The sequence below is a fragment of the Streptomyces sp. NPDC034099 genome, from assembly GCF_055575415.1.
This window is the reverse complement of sequence record NZ_JBVISR010000006.1, coordinates 149,250-169,732: the sequence shown is the minus strand read 5'-3', so window position 1 is coordinate 169,732 and position 20,483 is coordinate 149,250. Positions and strand designations below refer to the sequence as shown.

The following is a 20,483-nucleotide window of genomic DNA, read 5'->3' as shown; positions in this document are numbered from 1 at the left end:
CTTCGAGTTCGAGGAACCGGTCGAACTCCAGCGGACGTCGACGGCCGGGGCTGCCGCCGGTCCGGAGCCCGGGTGGAGCTGCCCGACGCGCTCCGCCGTGCTCACCCGCTGCAGCAGGCGTGCCGTGCCTCCTCGACGTACTCGTGCCCGTGCCACCAGAACCGGTCGTTGGCCGGGTGGTCGGGTACGGGAGGCAGCACGGTGCTGCTCCCGTCGGGGTTCTGGGTCCCGGACGCCGGGGGTTCGGTGAAGGGTCGCAGCAGGGAGTCGACGGTGTGGGCGATGCCCGAGACGAGCACCTGCCCGACGTTCGCGGCGTCCTTGATGTCGGTGAGTGGATCACCGTCGACGACGGCGAGGTCGGCGTACATGCCGGGTGCGATCCGGCCGAGGTCCTCGTGCAGAATCTCGCCCGCCAGGCTCGTCGTGGTCGTCAGTGCCTCGTACGGGGTGAACCCGTAGGCGACCATGGCCCGCAGGTTCATGTGCAGGCTGACTGCCGCGTGGTCGATCGGGGCGTCGGTGCCCGTGACGATCCGGCCTCCTCGGCGGTAGATGCCGAGGGCCTGGCGGACCTGCGCCCGGAGGTTCGCGCGCCGCGCCGTCTGGTCGGTCCGGCTCGCCGCGTCGGCGCTCTCCCGGAGGGCGGCCATCCGCCACGGTGGATTGAGTGTCCGCACCCGGCGGTCCTCTACCAGGGACCTGTCCTCCCGGTACAGGGTGGTCGAACCGAAGAGGGTGGGGGTGCGGGCCATGTCCGAGGCCACGAAGAGGTCGGTGACGTCGGAGTAGCCCGTCCCGAGCGGAGTCACGGTGCGCGAGTAGCCGAACCGGTTCGTCGCCCCCGTGTGTTCCATCGCGTCACCGCCGAACGCCATGGCCGGGTAGTGGTAGTGCGAGGTGGCGGGGATTCCGATGCTGTGCGCGAAGGCGATCACGCGCTTGTGCCACCCGGCCGGCAGGCGGACGTAGCACTTCATGAGGTCGTACTCCAGGCTCTTCGCGCGCTCCAGTTCCAGCTTCAGCTGGGCGTCGGTGAACGTGGGGCGCATGAAGTTGTAGTAGATGCGCGGCCCGTCGACCGCCTCGCCCGTGGCGAAGTACCTGGGCGCGATTCGGGCGCCGGAGCGGGTGGCCTCGCGCTCCTCGACCATGTGGTACGCGGGGCTCCCCGGCGACCTCGTGGTGGTCACGCCCAGGGAGAGCCAGAGCCGTCCCTGCCGGTCGCCGTAGGCGAAGCCCTGCATCTCCCGGTGGTGGTGCATGTCGATGAGTCCGGGCATCACCAGCCGGTCGCGCGCGTCGATGCGGTTGCCCGTCCGGCCCTCGGCGTGAGGCTCCACGGACCTGATCCGGTGCCCTTCGACGACGATGTCGACATCGCGCCGGATCTCCCGGCGCACGCCGTCCCACATCCGGCCCGCGTGGACCACGGTGCGCGCCGGCGGCCGGACGGCGGTCCAGGTCGGCGGCACGGCGACGGTGCGCGGACGCCCGCCGTCCGCCGGTACGAGGCGGAGCCTGCCGTTGTTGAGGTACAGGAGGTGCTTCGAGTCGCCGCTCCATGACGGCGCGTCGGTCACTTCGCGGGTGATCTGCCGGGGTTCACCGACCGGCGTTCCGTCCGTGCCGACGTCCACGGTGTACAGGACGCTGGCGATCGCGAACGCCATGCGCGTGCCGTCGGGGGACCAGACGGGTCCGTCGTCCCCCCCCGGGTCTGGATCGAGCGGCCTGCCACGGCCTCGACGTATCGGCCCTGCCCGGTGGTCCGGTCGACGAGCAGGATCTGGCTCAGCCCCTCGCGGAACCTGGCCGAGTACGGTTTCACGGCCGCCAGGGCGATGGTTTCGCCGTCGGGTGACCAGGTGGGTCTGCCGGGCTCGAACGTCGCGGTGAAGACACGGCGTACGTCGCCGCTCGCCACGTCGGCGGTCCACAGTGCGCCGTCCTGGTCCAGGAAGGCGATCTCCTTGCCGCTGGGCGACCACGCCGCCGACAACGCGGCCCTGGTGCCGAGGTCCGTCAGTTGCCGGTCCCTGCCCGTGCCGAGGTCCCTGATCCAGATGTCGAGCGTCCCGCCACGGTCCGTCGAGTACGCCAGCCGCTTCCCGTCGGGCGACCAGGCGGGATCGCACGTCCACCAGTGGTCGCGGGTCAACGGCCGCGGCGCACGGCCGATCTTCATGACGTAGATGTCGTTGAGCGCGCGGAAGGCGATGTGCTCTCCGTCGGGGGCCAGCACCGGGCTCCCGATCCCGCGCACGGGTCGCGGACCGGTGCTCTCGAAGTCGGAGCGGCGCCTGGTGTACCTCGGCCTGCGGGTGGTGACCGCGGCGGAGAAGCCGATGGTCCGGGTGGCCGACCCGTGGAGCGACCGTACGTGGATCCGGCCGTCCGCGGTGTAGACGAAGCGTTCGCGGTCGAGCCAGGACACCCGGAAGGGGAAGGCCTCCTGGTCGTCCACCAGGGGCGTGTCGCCGGTCATCAGCCGGCAGCGCCCGTCGTGGGTGAGGTGGTGGACCAGGCCGGTGCCGTCCGGAGTCCATTCCGGCTGGTGGATCACCTGGCCGGCGGGCACGGTGACATGAGTGCTTCGACGGCCGGTGGTGCGGTCCACGACCTCGATCCGGGTGTCGTCCACCACGAAGGCCACCCGGTCGCCGTCCGGCGACCAGGCCGGCTCGTACTCCTCACCGGGGCCGTCGGCGAGTACGCGGACCCGCCCGCTGCCGACGTCGTAGGTCTGGATCGCGTAACTGCCCGACGCGTCGCCCGAGAAGACGATCGTGCGCCCGTCCGGCGACCAGCGGGGCTCCCGGTGGTCGAAGGGGCCCTCGGTCAACTGCCGCAGTCCACCGCCGTCGGGCCGTACGGTCCAGAGGTCGAAGACGCCGTCGCGGTAGGACTGGAAGACCAACCGGCCGCCGTCCGGGGACCAGTCGGGCTGAGCGATGTCGAACAGGTCGCTGGTCAGCCGCCGCGCGTGCCCGCCCGACGCGGGCATCACCCACAGGACGCCCAGCAGGTCGAGGGCGATCCACCGGCCGTCGGGCGAGACCCGCGCCCCGAACGTGGTACCCGCGCTCAGTCGCAGGGTGTCGGTGCCGTCGGTGCGTCGGTCGGCCGCGAGGGCACCCGGCCCGGTCAACGACGGCAGCGCCACCGCGGCGCCGGCGGCCGCCAGGAACCCGCGGCGGGAGACCGGCGACGTCCTCGCCCGTCGGTCGGCCTCGGCCTCGTCCGGTGGGCTCGCGCAATCCGCTTCCTTCACAGCCACATCCCTTCAGCCGTACGAGACGCCTGCCACCGGGCGCCTCCTCCATGGGTTGCTATGCCCGGTCGAGGGGGTGCGTCAGACGCCGTCGTGGCGCCGATCCCCTCAGGAGGGTTGCCCCGGGGACCGGCCGGCCCGTCGGGTGAAGCGGCGCAGGCCGCGCCGGGTGGGCTTGAGGGGTTTGTCCTCGGGGGCGACGGGCGCCGGGGCCGAGCCGGGGCCCGCGCTCAGGGCCGCCGCGGCGGGCTCGGAACCCTGCGGTACGGAACGGCCGCCTTGGGCGAGCCGGCTCCGCACGGCCTGGGCCATGGCGTGGTGGGACGGCTCCTGCAGCAGGCCCGCCGCGGACAACCGCTCCCACATGCGCAGCAGTTCCTGCCCGCGGGTGGCCACCTGGCCCTCGTCCCACAGCCGCTGCCAGGCCGCGGTGGCGCGGGCCACATCGGGGGCGGCCCGGTTCAGGTCGGTGCGGCAGCGGATGCGGGCGACGGTCAGCGCGAGGACGGTGGAGAGCATGTAGTCGCCGCGCAGATACGCCAGGTATGCCTCGATCGCCCGTGCCTCCAGGGACAGTTCGTCCTCGGCGCCCCGGCGCAGTGTGAGGTGCTCCCGCAGCGCGCTGGCGAGGACGAACGCGGCGTGCAGTTCCTCGCGCTGTGCGTGCTGGATGATCCGCTCGACGCGGGCGAGCGGCGGGAACGCCTCCTCCTCGGCGGCGGTGCGCTCGCGCCCGGGCGGCAGGTCCTCCTCCTCGCCGATGGTCCGGCTGGAGCCGTCGGGGTGCACCCGCAGCCGCGCCACCTGCTGCGCGGTACGGTCGATGACGGTGGCCGCGACCGGTGCCCCGAGGGTGCGGGCGAACATGGCGACGGCGTCGAGGATGGCCTCGTTGGGCGGCCGTGTGCCGCCCATGTCCAGCAGGTGGCCGTTGACCACCGTCGACCCGTCCTCGGCCACGTAGGCGTCGAGGCGGATCAGCGGCGGAGCGCCGAGTGCGGGCAGGTTCCCCTTGTCACGGGGGGTCAGCGAGTGGGTCATCCGTTCAGGCTCCGGGGCGCACGACGCCGAGGACGGGCATGGAGGCGGCCGGCGCGGTCGTGATGTTGCGGCCGGGCCGTGGTGCGTGGACGATCTGTCCGCCTCCGATGTACATGCCCACATGGGTGGCGTCGTTGTAGTAGATGATCAGGTCTCCGGGACGGGCCGAGGACAGGCTGACGCGGGTCAGGCCGCCCCACTGCGCCTGCGAGGTGCGGGGTATGGGGTGCCCGGCCGCCGCCCAGGCCGCGGAGGTGAGTCCGGAGCAGTCGTACGACGACGGTCCCACGGCGCCCCACACGTACGGTTTGCCGATCTGCGCCATCGCGAAGCCGACGGCCTTCGCGGCCGCTCCGCTCGCCTGCGTCCCGCCGCCCGGCGCCGACCCGTTGCCCTTCCCCTTCCCCGAGCCCGCGGGGGAGCCGCCGGGGCCGGTCCAGCGGGCCTCGGCCTGCCGGGCACGCTCCCGTTCCAGCGCGGCCAGCCTGCGGGTCTGCTCCTCTTCGAGGCCCGCCTCGATCCGCTCGGCCGTGGCGATCTTCTTCTCGATCTTCTGCTTCGCCGCCGCCTTGTCCGCACGGCTGCTCTTCAGCTCCCGCAGTTCCTTCGTGGCGGCCTCGGTCTGCTCGCTCAGCTCCTCGCGGGCGGTCTTCTGGTTCTCGGAGACGTTGACCAGGCCGCGCATGGCCTGACGGGCCTGGGACGCCTCGTCGAGGGCCTGGTCCGGGTGGTCGCCTAGCAGCAACTGGATGCCGGTGGCGGCGAGGTCGCCGCCGCGGTACTGGGTGCGGGCGGCCGCGCCGGCGAGCTCGCGCAGGTCCTTCACCCGCTGCTCGGCACGGGTCAGGTCCTTGCGGAGGGTCGTCAGCCGCTTCTCCTGCTTGGCCGCCTTCTCGTTGGCGGCGTTGTACGCCTCGGTGGCCACCTCCGCCTCGCGGTAGAGGCCGTCCAGTTCGGCGCGGATGTCCTCGATCGACTTGCCGGCGTGCGGGTCGGGTTCGCGCGGCGCCGCGTGACCGGGGCCGGGCGACAGGAGGATCGCGCAGACGAGGGCTGTGGTGGCGCCCCGGCCCAGTAACCGTCTGCCGCCGGTCGACACGTTCATGAGCTCCACTTTCAGAGGTCGCGTGCGGGCGGCTCAGACGGACGGCTGCCGCCGCGGTCCGCCACCGCGGGTCACGCGGTGGGCCGTTCGAGCCTTGAACACACTACCTTCCCCCGAACGGCCCACCACGGTCTCCCCACCCGTGTCAGCTTGCTCACACGCACCTGTTCATCGAGTGGTACTCAGTTGCGCCAGGTGTCGTCCAGGCCGGTCTTCGTGGTGTTCACCGTCGCGGTGCGGTTGGCGCCGCTCTCCCAGGTCACGTTGCCCGCCGCGTCCCTGCGGAGGTACTTGTACTCGAAGTTCGTGCCCGCGGGGAGTTCCACGTCCCGCTTCCACAACGGGTAGGAGGCCGGGTCGAGTTCGAGGGCGCGGTCCGGGTTCCAGTCGCCGAGTTCGGGCCGGTTGCCGGTCACGTAGATGTGCTGGCCCCAGCTGGTGGTGGCGTCGACCGCGAAGGAGGCGCCGGAGGTGACCGGGTCGGGGTCGGGGTCGGCGGGTTGGCTCCCTCCGTCACAGGTGCGGGCGCCCACGTGCAGGGCCACGGCCGTGTCGGCGGCCAGGGTGACGGTGAACCGGCCTGCCCCGTCGACCGTGACGCCCTTGCCCGACTGGACATCGCAGTAGGAACCGGCGGGCAGCGACGTCTGGAACGTACGGGTCAGCGAGGAGCCCTCGTGGTTGATGGCGACGTACGCCTTCGAACCGCGCCCGAAGGCGATCCGGTCGCCGCCGTCGTCCCACCAGTCGGTCACGGCCTGGCCGCGGGCGGCGTTGCGGAAGCCGACCATCGAAGAGATCTCGCGCCAGGCGTGCTGGCACTTCCAGCCGTCGCTGTAGCAGGCGTTCACCTGCCCGCCGTTCGGCGGCCCCGCGTCGTGGTCGGTGAACTCGTAGCCGGAGTGGACGTCGGGGCTGCCGTACGGCCAGGCCAGCATGAACACGTGCGCCAGCGTGTAGGCGGCGCCGTCCTTGTAGGTGAGTGTCTCGCCGTTGCGCTCGGTGTCGTGGTTGGTGACGAAGACGGCCGCCTTGTCCGAGGGCAGGTAGCCCCAGGACTCGCCGAAGTCCTTGAGGTACGCGAGGTTCTCGCCGTTGAAGACCCGCTTGAGGTCGCGGGCGTGGCGGAACTCCTGTACGTCGCCGCTGCCGAGGTACTCGGTCGGGGAGACCGCCTCGCCGGCGCCGTAGATCGCCTCGTGCTTCCAGTACACGTCGGGGTTGCTCAGCCGGGACTTGATGTCGGCGAGGTCGGCGGCGGCCATGTGCTTGGCCGCGTCGATGCGGAAGCCGTCGACGCCGAGGGACAGCAGGTCGTTGAGGTAACCGGCGATCCTGCCCCGTACGTAGTCCTCGCCGGTGTCCAGGTCGGCCAGGCCGACCAGTTCGCACTCCTGGACGTTGAAGCGGTCGCCGTAGTTGCTGATCTGCGAGGTGCAGTTGTCGAGGTCGTTCGAGGAGTAGACGCCGGGATAGCCGTACTTGGTGTACGACGAGCCGCCGGTGCCCGTGCCGCTGCCGGCCGACATGTGGTTGACCACCGAGTCGGCGACGACCTTCACACCGGCCGCGTGGCAGGTGTCGACCATGCTCTTGAACTGGGCGCGGTCGCCGAGCCGGCCCGCGATCCGGTAGCTCACCGGCTGGTACGAGGTCCACCACTGTCCGCCCTGGATGTGCTCCTGGGGCGGCGAGACCTGGACGAAGCCGTAGCCGGCCGGCCCGAGGGTGTCGGTGCACGCCCGGGCGACGGAGGTGAACTTCCACTCGAACATCACCGCGGTGACGTCCTTGTCCCCGGGTGGGGCGGCCTGGGCCGGTGCGGCGGTGGCGAGGAGGCTGCCCACCACACCTGCGGTGAGGGCGAGGGCCGCGGCGGTGACTCTTCGCGCAGTGCTGGTGTTCCCGTGCATGGAGCCTCCCGTGTGAGGATGCGGGTGTCCCGGAGCGCGGTGCCGGGGGTGTCTGGGGGGGGTCGGCACACGCTTGCAATACGTTGCAGCAAGACGACTGCAAGGGGTTGCGGTCGTGACCGTAAGGGCGGCGTTCAACTACGGTCAACCCTCTGGACACGTCCCGTCGCATCCCTTCACGACATCGCTGCCCATGGGCAACTCCGCGCCGCTGTAAGAAGTTTCTGCAACTTTCCATCCAGAACGAGGAGACGGGCCGTGACGACCGACTGGGCCGACTGGGCCCGCGGGCGGGGACGGGTGCTCGCCGGAGTGGCGGTGTGCACCGCTCTCCTGCTCTCGTTCCACGGTTCGGTACCCAACGGCGTCGGCGGGCTGGGGAGTCTGCTGGAGTCCTTCCTGCCGTGGCTCGGCGTGGTCGTCGTGGCGCTGCTCGTCCTGGCGCTGGTGCGCCGCTCAGCGCTCGCCCTGTCGGCCCTGCTCCTGCCGGTGACCGCCTGGACGTACCTCTTCGGCGGGCTGCTCCTGCCCGCGCCGGAGCCCGGCCCCGACGACCTGGTCGTGGTGCAGCACAACGTCAGCGACGAGAACACCGATCCCGCGGGCACGGCGCGCGCCCTGGCCCGTGCCGAGCCCGACCTGGTCGCACTGGAGGAGCTGGTGCCACCGGCCCTGGAGGTGTACGCGAAGACCCTGGCCCCCGACTATCCCTACCGGGCGGTCCGGGGCACCGTCGGGCTCTGGTCGAAGTATCCGCTCAACGGCTCCCGTCCCCTCGACATCAAGCCGCGGGGCATCGAGGAGGCGTGGGAGCGCGGGCTTCGGACGGTGGCGCACACCCCGCGCGGTGACGTGGCCGTCTACGTCGCGCACCTGCCGTCGGTCCGGGCGGGGGCGAGCGGCCTCGCGTCGTCCCGGCGGGACGAGAGCGCCGGTCTGCTGGGCGACGCCCTCGCCGGGGAGGAGCTGCGCAGGGTGGTCCTGCTGGGCGACCTGAACGGCACGGTCGACGACCGGGCGCTGCGTCCCTTGACCGACGCGCTGAACGTGGCCGAGCGGGGCCTCGCCTTCAGCTTCCCCGCAGAATTTCCGCTGGCCCGGATCGATCAGGTGATGGCCCGCGCCGGGACCGTCGGCGCCCTCCGGACCCTGCCCGCCACCGGCAGCGATCACCTTCCGGTCGCCGCCCGGGTCATCTGGGACTGAAGCAAACCGCTTGCGGTGTTTGCGTTAGCCTTTCGGGCGTGACGCGACGACTTGCTCAGGTGGCGAAGAAGGTTGGGGTCAGCGAGGCCACGGTCAGCCGGGTGCTCAACGGCAAGCCGGGGGTGTCGGAGACGACCCGGCAGTCCGTGCTGAGCGCCCTGGACGTCCTGGGCTATGAGCGGCCCACCCAGTTGCGGGGTGAGCGAGCCCGTCTGGTCGGCCTGGTCCTGCCCGAGCTGCAGAACCCGATCTTCCCCGCGTTCGCCGAGGTCATCGGGGGCGCGCTCGCCCAGCAGGGGCTGACTCCGGTGCTGTGCACGCAGACCAAGGGCGGCGTCTCGGAGGCCGACTACGTCGAGCTGCTGCTGCAACAGCAGGTCTCCGGTGTGGTGTTCGCGGGCGGTCTGTTCGCGCAGGCGAACGCCCCGCACGACCACTACCGGCTGCTCGCCGAGCGCAACATCCCCGTGGTGCTGATCAACGCGTCGATCGAGAACCTCGACTTCCCGTGCATCGCCTGCGACGACGCCGTCGCCGTCGAGCAGTCCTGGCGGCACCTGGCATCCCTCGGCCACGAGCGCATCGGTCTGGTGCTCGGCCCTTCCGACCACATCCCCTCCCGCCGCAAGCTGGCCGCCGCCCGCGAGTCGGCCCGGGCCGCCGGCTCGGAACTGCCCGAGGAGTTCGTCGAGCGGGCCATGTTCTCCCTGGAGGGCGGCCAGGCAGCCGCCACCCGCCTCCTGGAACGCGGCGTCACCGGCATCATCTGCGCCAGCGACCCCCTCGCCCTCGGCGCCGTCCGCGCCGCCCGCCGCCACGGACACCACGTACCCCACGACGTCTCCGTCGTCGGCTACGACGACTCCGCCTTCATGACCTGCACCGAACCACCCCTCACCACCGTCCGCCAACCCATCGAAGCCATGGGACGCGCCGCCGTCGACCTCCTCTGCGCCCAGATCCAAGGCACCGAAGTCCCCCACGGCGAGCTGCTCTTCGAACCGGAACTCGTCGTCCGCGGCTCCACCGCACAGCCGGCCGCCGGCTAGCGGCACTCGCACCCCTCCGCGACCGCAAGTTCCTTGCGGGAAATGACAGTGACTTGCGGCTGCCCGACGTAGCCCGTGAAAGTCGCTGATCCGAGGCATGCCCTGACGACTGCCCGGTTCTCACCGTCCTCACCGGGCGCCGCCGTGCGCCGACTTTCCGCTGCTCACCCTGTAGACGACTCAACATTTCTCTGCAACTCTGCGAGCGCTCAGCGTAAATGTCAGCGAACATTGAGTGTCTACCTGATGTGGGGACAGATGAGAAACCGGAACTGGAGATCACGTGCCCTGTGCACCGTGGTCGCGACCAGTCTCCTGGCGTTGGGAGGACCGCTGCTGTCGGCCACGGCCGCCGGTGGACCCAACATCGCCGTGGGGGACGCCACGGCGGCGAGCAGCTCGCACGGCGAGTACGGCGCCGCCAACATCACCGACGGCAACCAGGGCACCTACTGGCAGAGCGGCGGTGGCAGTCTGCCGCAGTGGGTGCAGACCGACCTCGGCGCCACCGAGCGGATCGACGAGGTGGTCCTGAAGCTGCCCGCCGGCTGGGAGAGCCGCGACCAGACGCTCTCCGTCCAGGGCAGCGCCGACGGCACCGGCTTCAGCACGCTGAAGACGTCCGCCACCTACGCCTTCGCTCCCGGTTCGGGCAACACGGTCACCGTGTCCTTCCCCGCCGCCCGGACACGGTTCGTGCGGGTGAACATCACGGCGAACACCGGATGGCAGGCGGCTCAGCTCTCCGAGCTGGAGGTGCACGCGGCCGGGGAGTCGTCCGTGAACCTCGCCGCCGGCCGGCGGCTGACGGCGAGCAGTTCCACGGGCGCGTACACCCCCGGCAACGGCAACGACGGCAACAGGGCCACCTACTGGGAAAGCGCCAACAACGCCCTGCCGCAGTGGCTCCAGGCCGACCTCGGCTCCTCGCGCCGGGTCGACCGCGTCGTCCTGCGGCTGCCGGACGGCTGGCCGACCCGCAGCCAGACCCTCAAGATCCAGGCCAGTGACAACGGCTCGGACTTCACCGACCTCACCGCCGACAAGGCGTACACCTTCGACGCGGCGGGCGGCCAGTCGGCCACGATCACCTTCGACGCGGCCACCGCACGCTACCTGCGGGTCCGGGTGACGGCCAACACCGGCCAGCCCGCCGCCCAGGTCTCCGAGCTGGAGGTCTACGGTCCCGAGACGGGTGACACCCAGGCACCCACGGCGCCGGCGAACCTCGCGTTCACCGAACCGGCCACCGGGCAGATCAGGCTGACCTGGAACGAGTCCTCGGACGACACGGCCGTCACGGGATACGACATCTACGCCAACGGCGCTCTGCTGACCTCGGTCGCCGGTGACGTCACCACCTACACGGACACCAGGCCGGCCGGCACGACGGTCACCTACTACGTGCGCGCCAAGGACGCGGCCGGCAACCAGTCGGGCAACAGCAACCCGGTCACCCGCCGCGCCGACACCGGTGACACCCAGGCGCCCACCGCGCCCGCGAACCTCGCCCTCACCGAACCGGCCGCCGGGCAGATCAAGCTGACCTGGACCGCCTCCACCGACGACAAGGGTGTCACCGGCTACGACGTCTACGCCAACAACCAGCTGCGCAAGAGCGTCGCCGGTGACGTCACCACCTACACCGACACCCAGCCGGCGTCGGCGAACGTGACCTACTTCGTGCGGGCGAAGGACGCGGCCGGCAACCAGTCGGGCGACAGCAACTCCGTGACCCGCACGGGCAGCGGCGGCGACGGCTCGAACCTGGCCGTCGGCAAGCCGATCAGCGCCTCGTCCGTCATCCACACGTATGTCGCCGAGAACGCCAACGACAACAGCACCTCCACCTACTGGGAGGGGGCGGCGGGCAGCTACCCGAACACCCTGACCCTGAAGCTGGGCGCGAACGCGGACGTCGACCGCGTCGTCCTCAAGCTCAACCCCGACGCCGGCTGGTCGAGGCGCACGCAGAACATCCAGGTGCTCGGCCGCGCCCAGGACGCGTCCGGCCTCACCTCGCTGGTGGCCGCGAAGGACTATGTCTTCGACCCGGCGAGCGGCGGCAACAGCGTGACGATCCCCGTCGGCGAACGGGCCGCGGACGTCCAGCTGAAGTTCACCTCCAACACCGGTGCGACGGCCGGGCAGGTCGCCGAGTTCCAGGTCATCGGCACCCCGGCGCCCAATCCGGACCTGGAGGTCACGAAGCTGACCACGTCGCCCGACTCCCCCGTCGAGTCCGACGAGATCACGGTGTCCGCCACCGTCCGCAACGGCGGCGCCGCGGACACTCCGGCCGGCAAGGTCGCTCTCCGGCTGGGCGGCACCAAGGTCGCCACCGCCGACGTCCCCGCTCTCGAGGCGGGTGCGCAGAGCACGGTCAGCGCGTCCGTCGGGGCACGCGAGGCCGGTTCGTACGAACTGAGCGCGGTCGCCGACGAGGCGAACGAGATCATCGAGCAGAACGAGACCAACAACACCTACACGCGGCCCGATCCGCTGGTCGTCAAGCCGGTGCAGAGCTCCGACCTGGTCGCCGCCGCCGTCACCACCTCACCGTCCAGTCCGGCCGCCGGTGACGACGTGACCTTCAAGGTCGCGCTCAGGAACCAGGGCACCCGGGACTCCGCGGGCGGCGGCCACGCGGTGACGCTCACCCTGCTCGACGCCAAGGGCGGCACCGTCAAGACCCTGACCGGCGCGCACTCCGGTGTCATCGCCGCCGGATCCACGGCCCCGGCCGTGAGCCTCGGCACCTGGAAGGCGGCCAACGGCTCCTACTCCCTGAAGGTCACGGTCGCCGACGACGCGAACGAACTGCCGGTCAAACGGGAGAACAATGCCTCCACGCAGCCGCTGTTCGTCGGGCGCGGGGCGAACATGCCGTACGACATGTACGAGGCGGAGGACGGTACGGTCGGCGGCGGTGCCACCGTGGTCGGCCCCAACCGCACCATCGGCGACATCGCGGGCGAGGCGTCCGGCCGCAAGGCCGTCCACCTCGACAGGACCGGCGAGTACGTCGAGTTCACCACGAAGGCGGACACCAACACCCTGGTGACCCGCTTCTCGATCCCGGACGCGCCGGGCGGCGGCGGCATCGACGCGACGCTCGACGTCTACGTCGACGGCGTCATGAAGAAGGCGCTGCCGCTGACGTCGAAGTACGCCTGGCTGTACGGTGCCGAGGCCTCGCCGGGCAACTCCCCCGGTGCGGGCGCCCCGCGGCACATCTACGACGAGGCGCACCTCATGCTGGGCGAGACCGTCCCGGCGGGCAGCAGGATCCGGCTGCAGAAGGACGCGGCCAACACCTCCGACTACGCGATCGACTTCGTCAACCTGGAGCAGGTCTCCGCGCTGCCGAACCCCGACCCGGCGGCGTATGCCGTGCCGGCCGGGTTCACACACCAGGACGTGCAGAACGCGCTGGACAAGGTCCGCATGGACACCTCGGGCAAGCTGGTGGGTGTGTACCTGCCGCCCGGCGACTACCAGACGTCGAGCAAGTTCCAGGTGTACGGCAAGGCGGTGAAGGTGGTCGGCGCCGGTCCCTGGTTCACGCGGTTCCACGCGCCCACCACGCAGGACAACACCGACATCGGCTTCCGTGCCGAGGCGACCGCGAAGGGCTCGACGTTCGCGAACTTCGCCTACTTCGGCAACTACACGAGCCGCATCGACGGACCCGGCAAGGTGTTCGACTTCTCCAACACCTCGGACATCGTGATCGACAACATCTGGAACGAGCACATGGTGTGCCTGTACTGGGGCGCCAACACCGACCGGATGACGATCAGGAACTCCCGGATCCGGAACATGTTCGCCGACGGCATCAACATGACCAACGGCTCCACCGACAACCTGGTGTCCAACAACGACGCCCGGGCGACCGGTGACGACAGCTTCGCGCTCTTCTCGGCGATCGACGCGGGCGGCGCGGACATGAAGAACAACCTCTACGAGAACCTCACGACGACGCTGACCTGGCGTGCCGCGGGTCTGGCCGTCTACGGCGGATACAACAACACCTTCCGGAACATCCACATCGCGGACACCCTGGTCTACTCGGGCATCACGATCAGCTCGCTGGACTTCGGCTACCCGATGAACGGCTTCGGCACCGATCCGACGACCTTCGAGAACGTGTCGATCGTCCGGGCCGGCGGGCACTTCTGGAACGGGCAGACCTTCCCCGGAATCTGGGTGTTCTCGGCGTCCAAGGTGTTCCAGGGCATCAGGGTCGACCACGTCGACATCGTCGACCCGACCTACAGCGGCATCATGTTCCAGACGAGCTACGTGGGAGGCCAGCCGCAGTACCCGATCAAGGACACCGTCTTCACCGACGTCTCCGTCACGGGCGCGCACAAGAGCGGTGACGCGTTCGACGCCAAGTCCGGTTTCGGCCTGTGGGCCAACGAGATGCCCGAAGGCGGGCAGGGACCGGCGGTCGGTGAGGTCACCTTCAACGGGCTGAAGCTCAGCGACAACGCCGTGGACATCCGCAACACGACGTCCACCTTCAAGATCATTCGCAATCCGTAGTCCCGGAAGGCACTGACTGGCGCAAGTCTCTTGCGGAGACTTGCGCTAGTCTTGCGTTTGTGACGCGACGACTTGCTCAGGTGGCGAAGAAGGTTGGGGTCAGCGAGGCCACGGTCAGCCGGGTGCTCAACGGCAAGCCGGGGGTGTCGGAGACGACCCGGCAGTCCGTGCTGAGCGCCCTGGACGTCCTGGGCTATGAGCGGCCCACCCAGCTGCGGGGTGAGCGAGCCCGTCTGGTCGGCCTGGTCCTGCCCGAGCTGCAGAACCCGATCTTCCCCGCGTTCGCCGAGGTCATCGGGGGCGCGCTCGCCCAGCAGGGGCTGACTCCGGTGCTGTGCACGCAGACCAAGGGCGGCGTCTCGGAGGCCGACTACGTCGAGCTGCTGCTGCAACAGCAGGTCTCCGGGGTCGTCTTCGCCGGCGGCGGTCTGTTCGCGCAGGCGGACGCCCCTCACGACCACTACCGGCTGCTCGCCGAGCGCAACATCCCCGTGGTGCTCGTCAACGCCTCCATCCCCGATCTGGGCTTCCCCTGCGTCGCCTGCGACGACGCCGTCGCCGTGGGCCAGTCCTGGCGGCACCTGGCCTCGCTCGGCCACGAGCGCATCGGTCTGGTGCTCGGCCCCTCCGACCACATCCCCTCCCGCCGCAAGCTGGCCGCCGCCCGGCAGGCCGCCGAGGCGGCGAACGGCGCCCTGCCCGACGCCCACGTGGAACGGGCCATGTTCTCCCTGGAGGGCGGCCAGGCAGCCGCCACCCGCCTCCTGGAACGCGGCGTCACCGGCATCATCTGCGCCAGCGACCCCCTCGCCCTCGGCGCCGTCCGCGCCGCCCGCCGCCACGGACACCACGTACCCCACGACGTCTCCGTCGTCGGCTACGACGACTCCGCCTTCATGACCTGCACCGAACCACCCCTCACCACCGTCCGCCAACCCATCGAAGCCATGGGACGCGCCGCCGTCGACCTCCTCTGCGCCCAGATCCAAGGCACCGAAGTCCCCCACAGGGAGCTGCTCTTCGAACCGGAACTCGTCGTCCGCGGCTCCACCGCACAGGTCTCCGTCCGGTAGCGGGTTCCCCGACCGTCGAGGCACTGTCAAACATTTACGAAATCAGCGCGAGATATTGCGTTCACTTGTTCACGGTGGTTGAGTGTGCGGCGCCCCACAACGCATCGGCGGTGGGGCGCCTTCCACGTTCATGCCCGAAGGGGACCACCCATGAGAAGTGCTCGGTTCCGCCGTACTCGCCGTGCCGGCGCCATCACGCTCGTCTCCGCTCTCACCCTGACCGCTCTCGCCGCCTGCGGCACGAGCAGCAGTGACGACGGCGGCGGTTCCGAAGGCGGCAGCGGGTCCTCCGACCCGGCCGCTCCACTGGACCCGAAGACCAAGGTGACGCTCACCATCGACTGCATGCCGCCGAAGGCGAAGGCGGCCGAGCTGAAGGAGTGGCAGGAGGACGTCGAGGAGTTCAACAAGACCTACCCCAACGTCACCATCGAGGGCCGCTCCACCCCGGGCCAGTGCCTGGAGCCGCCGCGCTTCACGGCGATGCTCAAGGCCAAGTCCCAGCCCGACGTCTTCTACACCTACTTCACCGACCTGCCCCAGGTGCTCGACAACGACGGCGCCGAGGACATCACGGCCTACGTCAACGACAAGACCGTCCCGGCGCTGAAGGACATCGACCCGAACGTCCTGGGGTCGCTCAAGCACGAGAACAAGCTCTACGGCCTGCCCACGAGCAACTACACGATGGGCCTGCTGATCAACCGCAAGCTCTTCGAGCAGGCCGGTCTCGACCCGGACACCCCGCCGCGCACCTGGGACGAGGTCCGCACCGCGGCCAAGAAGATCTCCGACCTGGGCGACGGCATCGCCGGCTTCGGCGAGTACAGCGCGGGCAACACCGGCGGCTGGCACTTCACCGCCCAGATGTACAGCCGCGGCGCCGAGGTCGTGGACGAGAGCGGCAAGAAGGCGGCGTTCAACAACGAGGTGGGCAAGGAGGTCGCCGAGAACCTCCACGCCATGCGCTGGGAGGACGAGAGCATGGGCAAGACCCAGCTGCTCAAGTGGGGCGACCTGCAGAAGCAGATCGCCACGGACAAGCTCGGCATGTTCCTCGCCGCGCCGGACGACATCACGTACATGGTCCAGCAACTCGGCGCCGACTACGAGAACTTCGGCATGGGCCCGATCCCGGGCGAGAAGAACACCCTGGCCGGCGGCAACAGCTACATGATCAAGAAGGGGATCTCCTCCGACAAGATCAAGGCGGCCGTCGCCTGGCTGAACTTCGAGAACCTGACCGTCGGCAAGGGGCAGTTCGACTGGGCGCGCAAGAAGACCGACAAGCTGCCGGTGGGCCTGCCGCAGCCCAACTTCTGGCTGAACGAGTCGAAGAAGAAGGACGACGCGGCCCGCCTGGAGCACGCCACCATGCCGGTCGAGAACTTCAAGCCGTTCATGGACAACCCGGTCCCGGGCCTGGCCGAGCCGCCGAAGGCCCAGGAGGTCTACAAGGTCCTGGACAACGTGATGTCCGGCCTCCTCACCAACGAGGACGCCGACATCGACAAGCTGCTCTCCAGCGCGGAGCAGCAGGTCGACCAGGTTCTGGCCACGCAGTGACCGGCTCCCTCGGGGGGCGGGCCGCACCGCCCCCCGGGGCCCATGAGATCAGTCCCAAGGAGCGACGATGTCGGCCCCCAGCCTGACCCCGAGCAAGGCGGCGAGAGCCCGCCACGCCCAGCCGCCGGTGGACGGCCCGCCCCAGCGCGGCGGGTCGTTCGGCAGGAGCCTGAAGCGCAACCTCACCGCGCACGGCTTCCTGATCGGAGCGGTTCTCTGCTTCGCGTTCTTCTCCTGGTACCCGATGGTCCGGGAGTTCTTCCTCGCCTTCCAGAAGACGGAACAGGGCGAGGTCTCCTGGGTCGGCCTGGAGAACCTGGAGACGGTCTTCAACGACCCGGCCTTCTGGCAGGCATGGCGCAACACCCTGCTGTTCACCGTGCTGGCCCTGGTGCTCGGCTTCGCCGTGCCGTTCGTCGTCGCCCTCGTCATCAACGAACTGAGGCACGGGAAGGGCTACCTCCGGCTGCTCGTCTACCTGCCGGTGATGCTGCCCCCGGTCGCCTCCGTGCTGCTGTTCAAGTACCTGTACGACCCCGGTTACGGCATGCTCAACGAGGTGTTCGGGTTCTTCGGACTGCCCGAGCAGCAGTGGTTGCAGGACCCCGACCTCTCGATGCTCTCCGTGGTCATCGCGTCGACCTGGATGAACATGGGCGGCGCGGCGCTCATCTACCTGGCCGCGCTCCAGGGCATCCCCGGCGAGCTGTACGAGGCGGCCGAACTGGACGGGGCCGGGCTGCTGCGCAAGATCTGGCACGTCACGATCCCGCAGACGCGGCTCATCCTCTCGCTGATGCTGCTGATGCAGGTGATCGCCACCATGCAGGTCTTCGTGGAGCCCTTCCTGCTCACCGGCGGCGCCGGCCCCGAGGGTTCGACGACCACGGTCGTGTACCTCATCTACCAGTACGCCTTCAACTTCAACAACTACGGTGCCGCAGCGGCCCTCGGCCTGCTGCTCCTCGTACTGCTGGCCGGGTTCTCGGCGGCGTACGTGAAGCTCAGCCGCGCCGAGGACGAGTAGAGCCGGGGGAATCCACCGATGTCCACACGCACACTCATCTCACCGGCCCAGCTCGCCCGCCCCCGCGGGAAGGCGCTCTACTGGGTGGTGTTCGGCCTCGTCGTCGCCCTCTTCACCGTGGTCTTCCTCGGCCCGATGTACTGGATGGTCTCCAGCGGCTTCAAGGACACCCAGGAGGTCGTGCAGACCCCGCCGACGCTGGTGCCCGAGTCCTTCGAGCCCGACAACTACGCGCAGGCCTGGAACGTCATGGACCTGGCGAGTCTGCTGGGGAACACGCTGTTCTACGCGTTCGGCGCGCTCGCCTTCCAGCTGGTGTTCGACGTGGCGGCGGCCTACTCGCTGTCCAAGCTCCGGCCGGTCCTCGGCAAGGCCATCCTCGGCCTGATGCTGGCGACGCTGATGATCCCGGCGACCGTGCTGGTCGTGCCGCAGTACCTGACGGTGCTCGACGTGCCGATCTTCGAGCGCAACCTGCTGAACACGCCGTGGGCGATCTGGCTGCCCTCGGTGACCAACGCCTTCAACATCTTCCTGCTGAAGCGGTTCTTCGACTCGATCCCCAGGGAGCTGCTCGACGCCGCCTCCATGGACGGTGCCTCGCCGATGCGCACGCTGTGGTCGATCGTGCTGCCGATCTCGCGGCCGATCCTCGGCGTGGTCTCCATCTTCGCGATCGTGGGCGTCTGGAAGGACTTCCTCTGGCCCATGCTGACGCTGCCCGACCCGGCCAGGCAGACCCTGAACGTCGGGATCTACTCCCTGTCCAACGGGGTGCCCGTGAACGTGCTGATCGCCGCGCTCACCATGGCCTCGTTGCCGACGCTCCTCATCTTCCTGGTCTTCCAGCGCAACATCATGAGCGGACTCACCGCCGGAGGGCTCAAGGGCTGAGGGCTCCAGGGCCGAGGCGCTCGCCGCCCGCCCTCCTCCCCGTCTCCCCGGCACGTCCCGTCAACCTTCGCCGTCGGCCCGTCCGACGCCCCGCTCTGTCCGGGCCGGCGGCGAAGATCCACCCTGCCCGAAAGGACCGTCACGTGGCAGCCCCCAACTCGCACCGCACCGACAACTGGTGGCGCGACGCCGTCATCTACCAGGTGTACCCCCGCAGTTTCGCCGACGGCGACGGCGACGGCACCGGTGACCTCGCGGGCGTGAGGGCGAGACTGCCCTACCTCGCCGAACTCGGTGTGGACGCCGTCTGGTTCACCCCCTGGTACGTCTCACCCCTCGTCGACGGCGGTTACGACGTCGCCGACTACCGCACCATCGACCCCGCCTTCGGCACCCTCGGCGAGGCCGAGAAGCTGATCGCCGAGGCCCGGGAGCTGGGCATCCGCACCATCGTCGACATCGTCCCCAACCACGTCTCCGACCAGCACGCCTGGTTCCGGGCGGCACTGGAGGCGGGCCCGGGCAGCGCGGAGCGGGAGCGGTTCCACTTCCGCCCCGGCCGCGGCGCGCACGGCGAGCTGCCGCCCAACGACTGGCCCTCCCAGTTCTCCGGCCGCACCTGGACCCGGGTCCCGGACGGCGAGTGGTACCTGCACCTGTTCACCCCGGAGCAGCCCGACCTCAACTGGGCCCATCCCGAGGTGCGCCGGGAGCACGAGGACGTGCTGCGGTTCTGGTTCGAGCGGGGCGTGGCGGGCGTACGCATCGACTCCGCCGCGCTGCTGGCGAAGGATCCCGCGCTCGCGGACTTCGAGGAGGGCGTCGACCCGCACCCGTACATCGACCAGGACGAACTGCACGACATCTACCGCTCCTGGCGCAAGGTCGCCGACGAGTACGGGGGTGTCTTCGTCGGTGAGGTGTGGCTGCCGGACGCCGAGCGCTTCGCCCGCTACCTGCGGCCCGACGAACTGCACACCGCCTTCAACTTCAACTTCCTGTCCTGCCCCTGGGAGGCGGACCGGCTGCGCCGCACCATCGACGACACGCTGGCCGAGCACGCGCCGGTGGGCGCCCCGGCCACCTGGGTGCTCTGCAATCACGACGTGACCCGCACGGTCACCCGGTACGGCCGTGCGGACACCGGCTTCGACTTCGCGAAGAAGGCCTTCGGCACCCCGACCGACCTGGCCCTGGGCACCCGGCGCGCCCGGGCCGCCGCGCTGCTGACGCTGGCCCTGCCCGGGTCCGTCTACGTGTACCAGGGGGAGGAACTCGGCCTGCCCGAGGCCGACATCCCGCGCGAGCGGATCCAGGACCCGATGCACTTCCGCTCCGGGGGCGTCGACCCGGGGCGGGACGGCTGCCGCGTGCCGCTGCCGTGGGCCGCGGACGCGCCGTACTGCGGGTTCGGCTCGGAGACCGAGCCCTGGCTGCCGCAGCCGGAGGGCTGGTCGGCGTACGCGGCGGACCGCCAGGGCGCGGACCCGGGCTCGATGCTCTCGCTCTACCGCGAGGCGCTGGGCCTGCGGCGGTCCACCCCGGGGTTCGGCGACGGCGGTCTGGAGTGGCTGCCCGCGCCGGACGGCGTCCTCGCGTTCCGGCGGGCGAGCGGCCCGGTGTGCGTCGTCAACCTGTCCGCCGCGCCGGTGGAGCTGCCCGCGCACAGCGCCGTGCTGCTCGTCAGCGGGCCCCTGGACGGGGCCGGCCGGCTGCCGGGCGACACGGCGGTGTGGCTGCGCGCCTGAGGAACTCCCGGGCGCCACCCCCGCCGGTGCGGATGC

13 protein-coding genes are annotated in these 20,483 nt (G+C 70.3%); 8 read left to right on the top strand and 5 right to left on the bottom strand.

The genetic code is table 11. The annotated features are described in order from the left end of the window. Nucleotides 1–101: 101 nt before the first annotated feature. The 5 genes from ACZ56V_RS19350 to ACZ56V_RS19330 all read right to left on the bottom strand — a co-directional run bounded on the left by ACZ56V_RS19350 (nt 102) and on the right by ACZ56V_RS19330 (nt 7,333). Nucleotides 102–1,673 carry an amidohydrolase family protein gene (locus ACZ56V_RS19350; RefSeq protein WP_468943709.1) on the bottom strand — a complete coding sequence of 524 codons (1,572 nt, stop codon included), beginning with the start codon at nt 1,671–1,673 and terminating at the stop codon, nt 102–104. Continuing rightward, nucleotides 1,580–3,274: a hypothetical protein gene (locus ACZ56V_RS19345; RefSeq protein ID WP_468943706.1), complete on the bottom strand. Its 1,695-nt coding sequence runs from the start codon at nt 3,272–3,274 to the stop codon at nt 1,580–1,582. Before ACZ56V_RS19345 ends, ACZ56V_RS19350 begins: the two co-directional genes overlap by 94 nt. 108 nt (nt 3,275–3,382) lie before the next feature. Further along, a complete protein-coding gene (locus ACZ56V_RS19340; RefSeq protein WP_468943704.1) occupies nt 3,383–4,315 on the bottom strand; it encodes a hypothetical protein in 933 nt (310 codons plus the stop codon). A 4-nt stretch (nt 4,316–4,319) separates the two neighbouring features. Further along, the gene (locus ACZ56V_RS19335) at nt 4,320–5,420 is read right to left on the bottom strand and encodes a C40 family peptidase (RefSeq protein ID WP_468943701.1); all 1,101 of its coding nucleotides are present in this window, start codon (nt 5,418–5,420) and stop codon (nt 4,320–4,322) included. Between the two features lie 182 nt (nt 5,421–5,602). Next, nucleotides 5,603–7,333: a carbohydrate-binding module family 20 domain-containing protein gene (locus ACZ56V_RS19330; RefSeq protein WP_468943698.1), complete on the bottom strand. Its 1,731-nt coding sequence runs from the start codon at nt 7,331–7,333 to the stop codon at nt 5,603–5,605. A 258-nt stretch (nt 7,334–7,591) separates the two neighbouring features. On the opposite strand from ACZ56V_RS19330, the gene ACZ56V_RS19325 reads away from it, so the two are divergent. The 8 genes from ACZ56V_RS19325 (at nt 7,592) to ACZ56V_RS19290 (ending at nt 20,447) form a co-directional block, all read left to right on the top strand. After that, nucleotides 7,592–8,539: an endonuclease/exonuclease/phosphatase family protein gene (locus ACZ56V_RS19325; protein ID WP_468943695.1), complete on the top strand. Its 948-nt coding sequence runs from the start codon at nt 7,592–7,594 to the stop codon at nt 8,537–8,539. Nucleotides 8,540–8,577: 38 nt separating this feature from the next. After that, complete coding sequence (locus ACZ56V_RS19320; protein ID WP_398916881.1) at nt 8,578–9,588, top strand: LacI family DNA-binding transcriptional regulator; 1,011 nt, start codon at nt 8,578–8,580, stop codon at nt 9,586–9,588. A gap of 258 nt (nt 9,589–9,846) precedes the next feature. Then, nucleotides 9,847–14,139, top strand: a complete 4,293-nt coding sequence (locus ACZ56V_RS19315) for a discoidin domain-containing protein (protein WP_468943691.1) — start codon at nt 9,847–9,849, stop codon at nt 14,137–14,139. Between the two features lie 59 nt (nt 14,140–14,198). After that, entirely contained in the window at nt 14,199–15,212 is a 1,014-nt protein-coding gene (locus tag ACZ56V_RS19310; RefSeq protein WP_468943688.1) for a LacI family DNA-binding transcriptional regulator, read from the top strand. Between the two features lie 150 nt (nt 15,213–15,362). Beyond that, nucleotides 15,363–16,778 carry an extracellular solute-binding protein gene (locus ACZ56V_RS19305; protein ID WP_398916337.1) on the top strand — a complete coding sequence of 472 codons (1,416 nt, stop codon included), beginning with the start codon at nt 15,363–15,365 and terminating at the stop codon, nt 16,776–16,778. Between the two features lie 67 nt (nt 16,779–16,845). Further along, nucleotides 16,846–17,805, top strand: a complete 960-nt coding sequence (locus tag ACZ56V_RS19300) for a carbohydrate ABC transporter permease (protein ID WP_356363983.1) — start codon at nt 16,846–16,848, stop codon at nt 17,803–17,805. Between the two features lie 18 nt (nt 17,806–17,823). Continuing rightward, a complete protein-coding gene (locus ACZ56V_RS19295; RefSeq protein ID WP_398916339.1) occupies nt 17,824–18,699 on the top strand; it encodes a carbohydrate ABC transporter permease in 876 nt (291 codons plus the stop codon). A gap of 143 nt (nt 18,700–18,842) precedes the next feature. Further along, on the top strand, nt 18,843–20,447 hold the full coding sequence (locus tag ACZ56V_RS19290; protein ID WP_468943683.1) for a glycoside hydrolase family 13 protein: 1,605 nt from the start codon (nt 18,843–18,845) through the stop codon (nt 20,445–20,447). Nucleotides 20,448–20,483: the final 36 nt, after the last annotated feature.

Coding starts and splice junctions, on each gene's coding strand:
- ACZ56V_RS19350 (WP_468943709.1), bottom strand. CDS start 1,673: ATGGCGTTCGCGATCGCCAGCGTCCTGTACACCGTGGACGTCGGCACG.
- ACZ56V_RS19340 (WP_468943704.1), bottom strand. CDS start 4,315: ATGACCCACTCGCTGACCCCCCGTGACAAGGGGAACCTGCCCGCACTC.
- ACZ56V_RS19335 (WP_468943701.1), bottom strand. CDS start 5,420: ATGAACGTGTCGACCGGCGGCAGACGGTTACTGGGCCGGGGCGCCACC.
- ACZ56V_RS19330 (WP_468943698.1), bottom strand. CDS start 7,333: ATGCACGGGAACACCAGCACTGCGCGAAGAGTCACCGCCGCGGCCCTC.
- ACZ56V_RS19315 (WP_468943691.1), top strand. CDS start 9,847: ATGAGAAACCGGAACTGGAGATCACGTGCCCTGTGCACCGTGGTCGCG.
- ACZ56V_RS19305 (WP_398916337.1), top strand. CDS start 15,363: ATGAGAAGTGCTCGGTTCCGCCGTACTCGCCGTGCCGGCGCCATCACG.
- ACZ56V_RS19300 (WP_356363983.1), top strand. CDS start 16,846: ATGTCGGCCCCCAGCCTGACCCCGAGCAAGGCGGCGAGAGCCCGCCAC.
- ACZ56V_RS19295 (WP_398916339.1), top strand. CDS start 17,824: ATGTCCACACGCACACTCATCTCACCGGCCCAGCTCGCCCGCCCCCGC.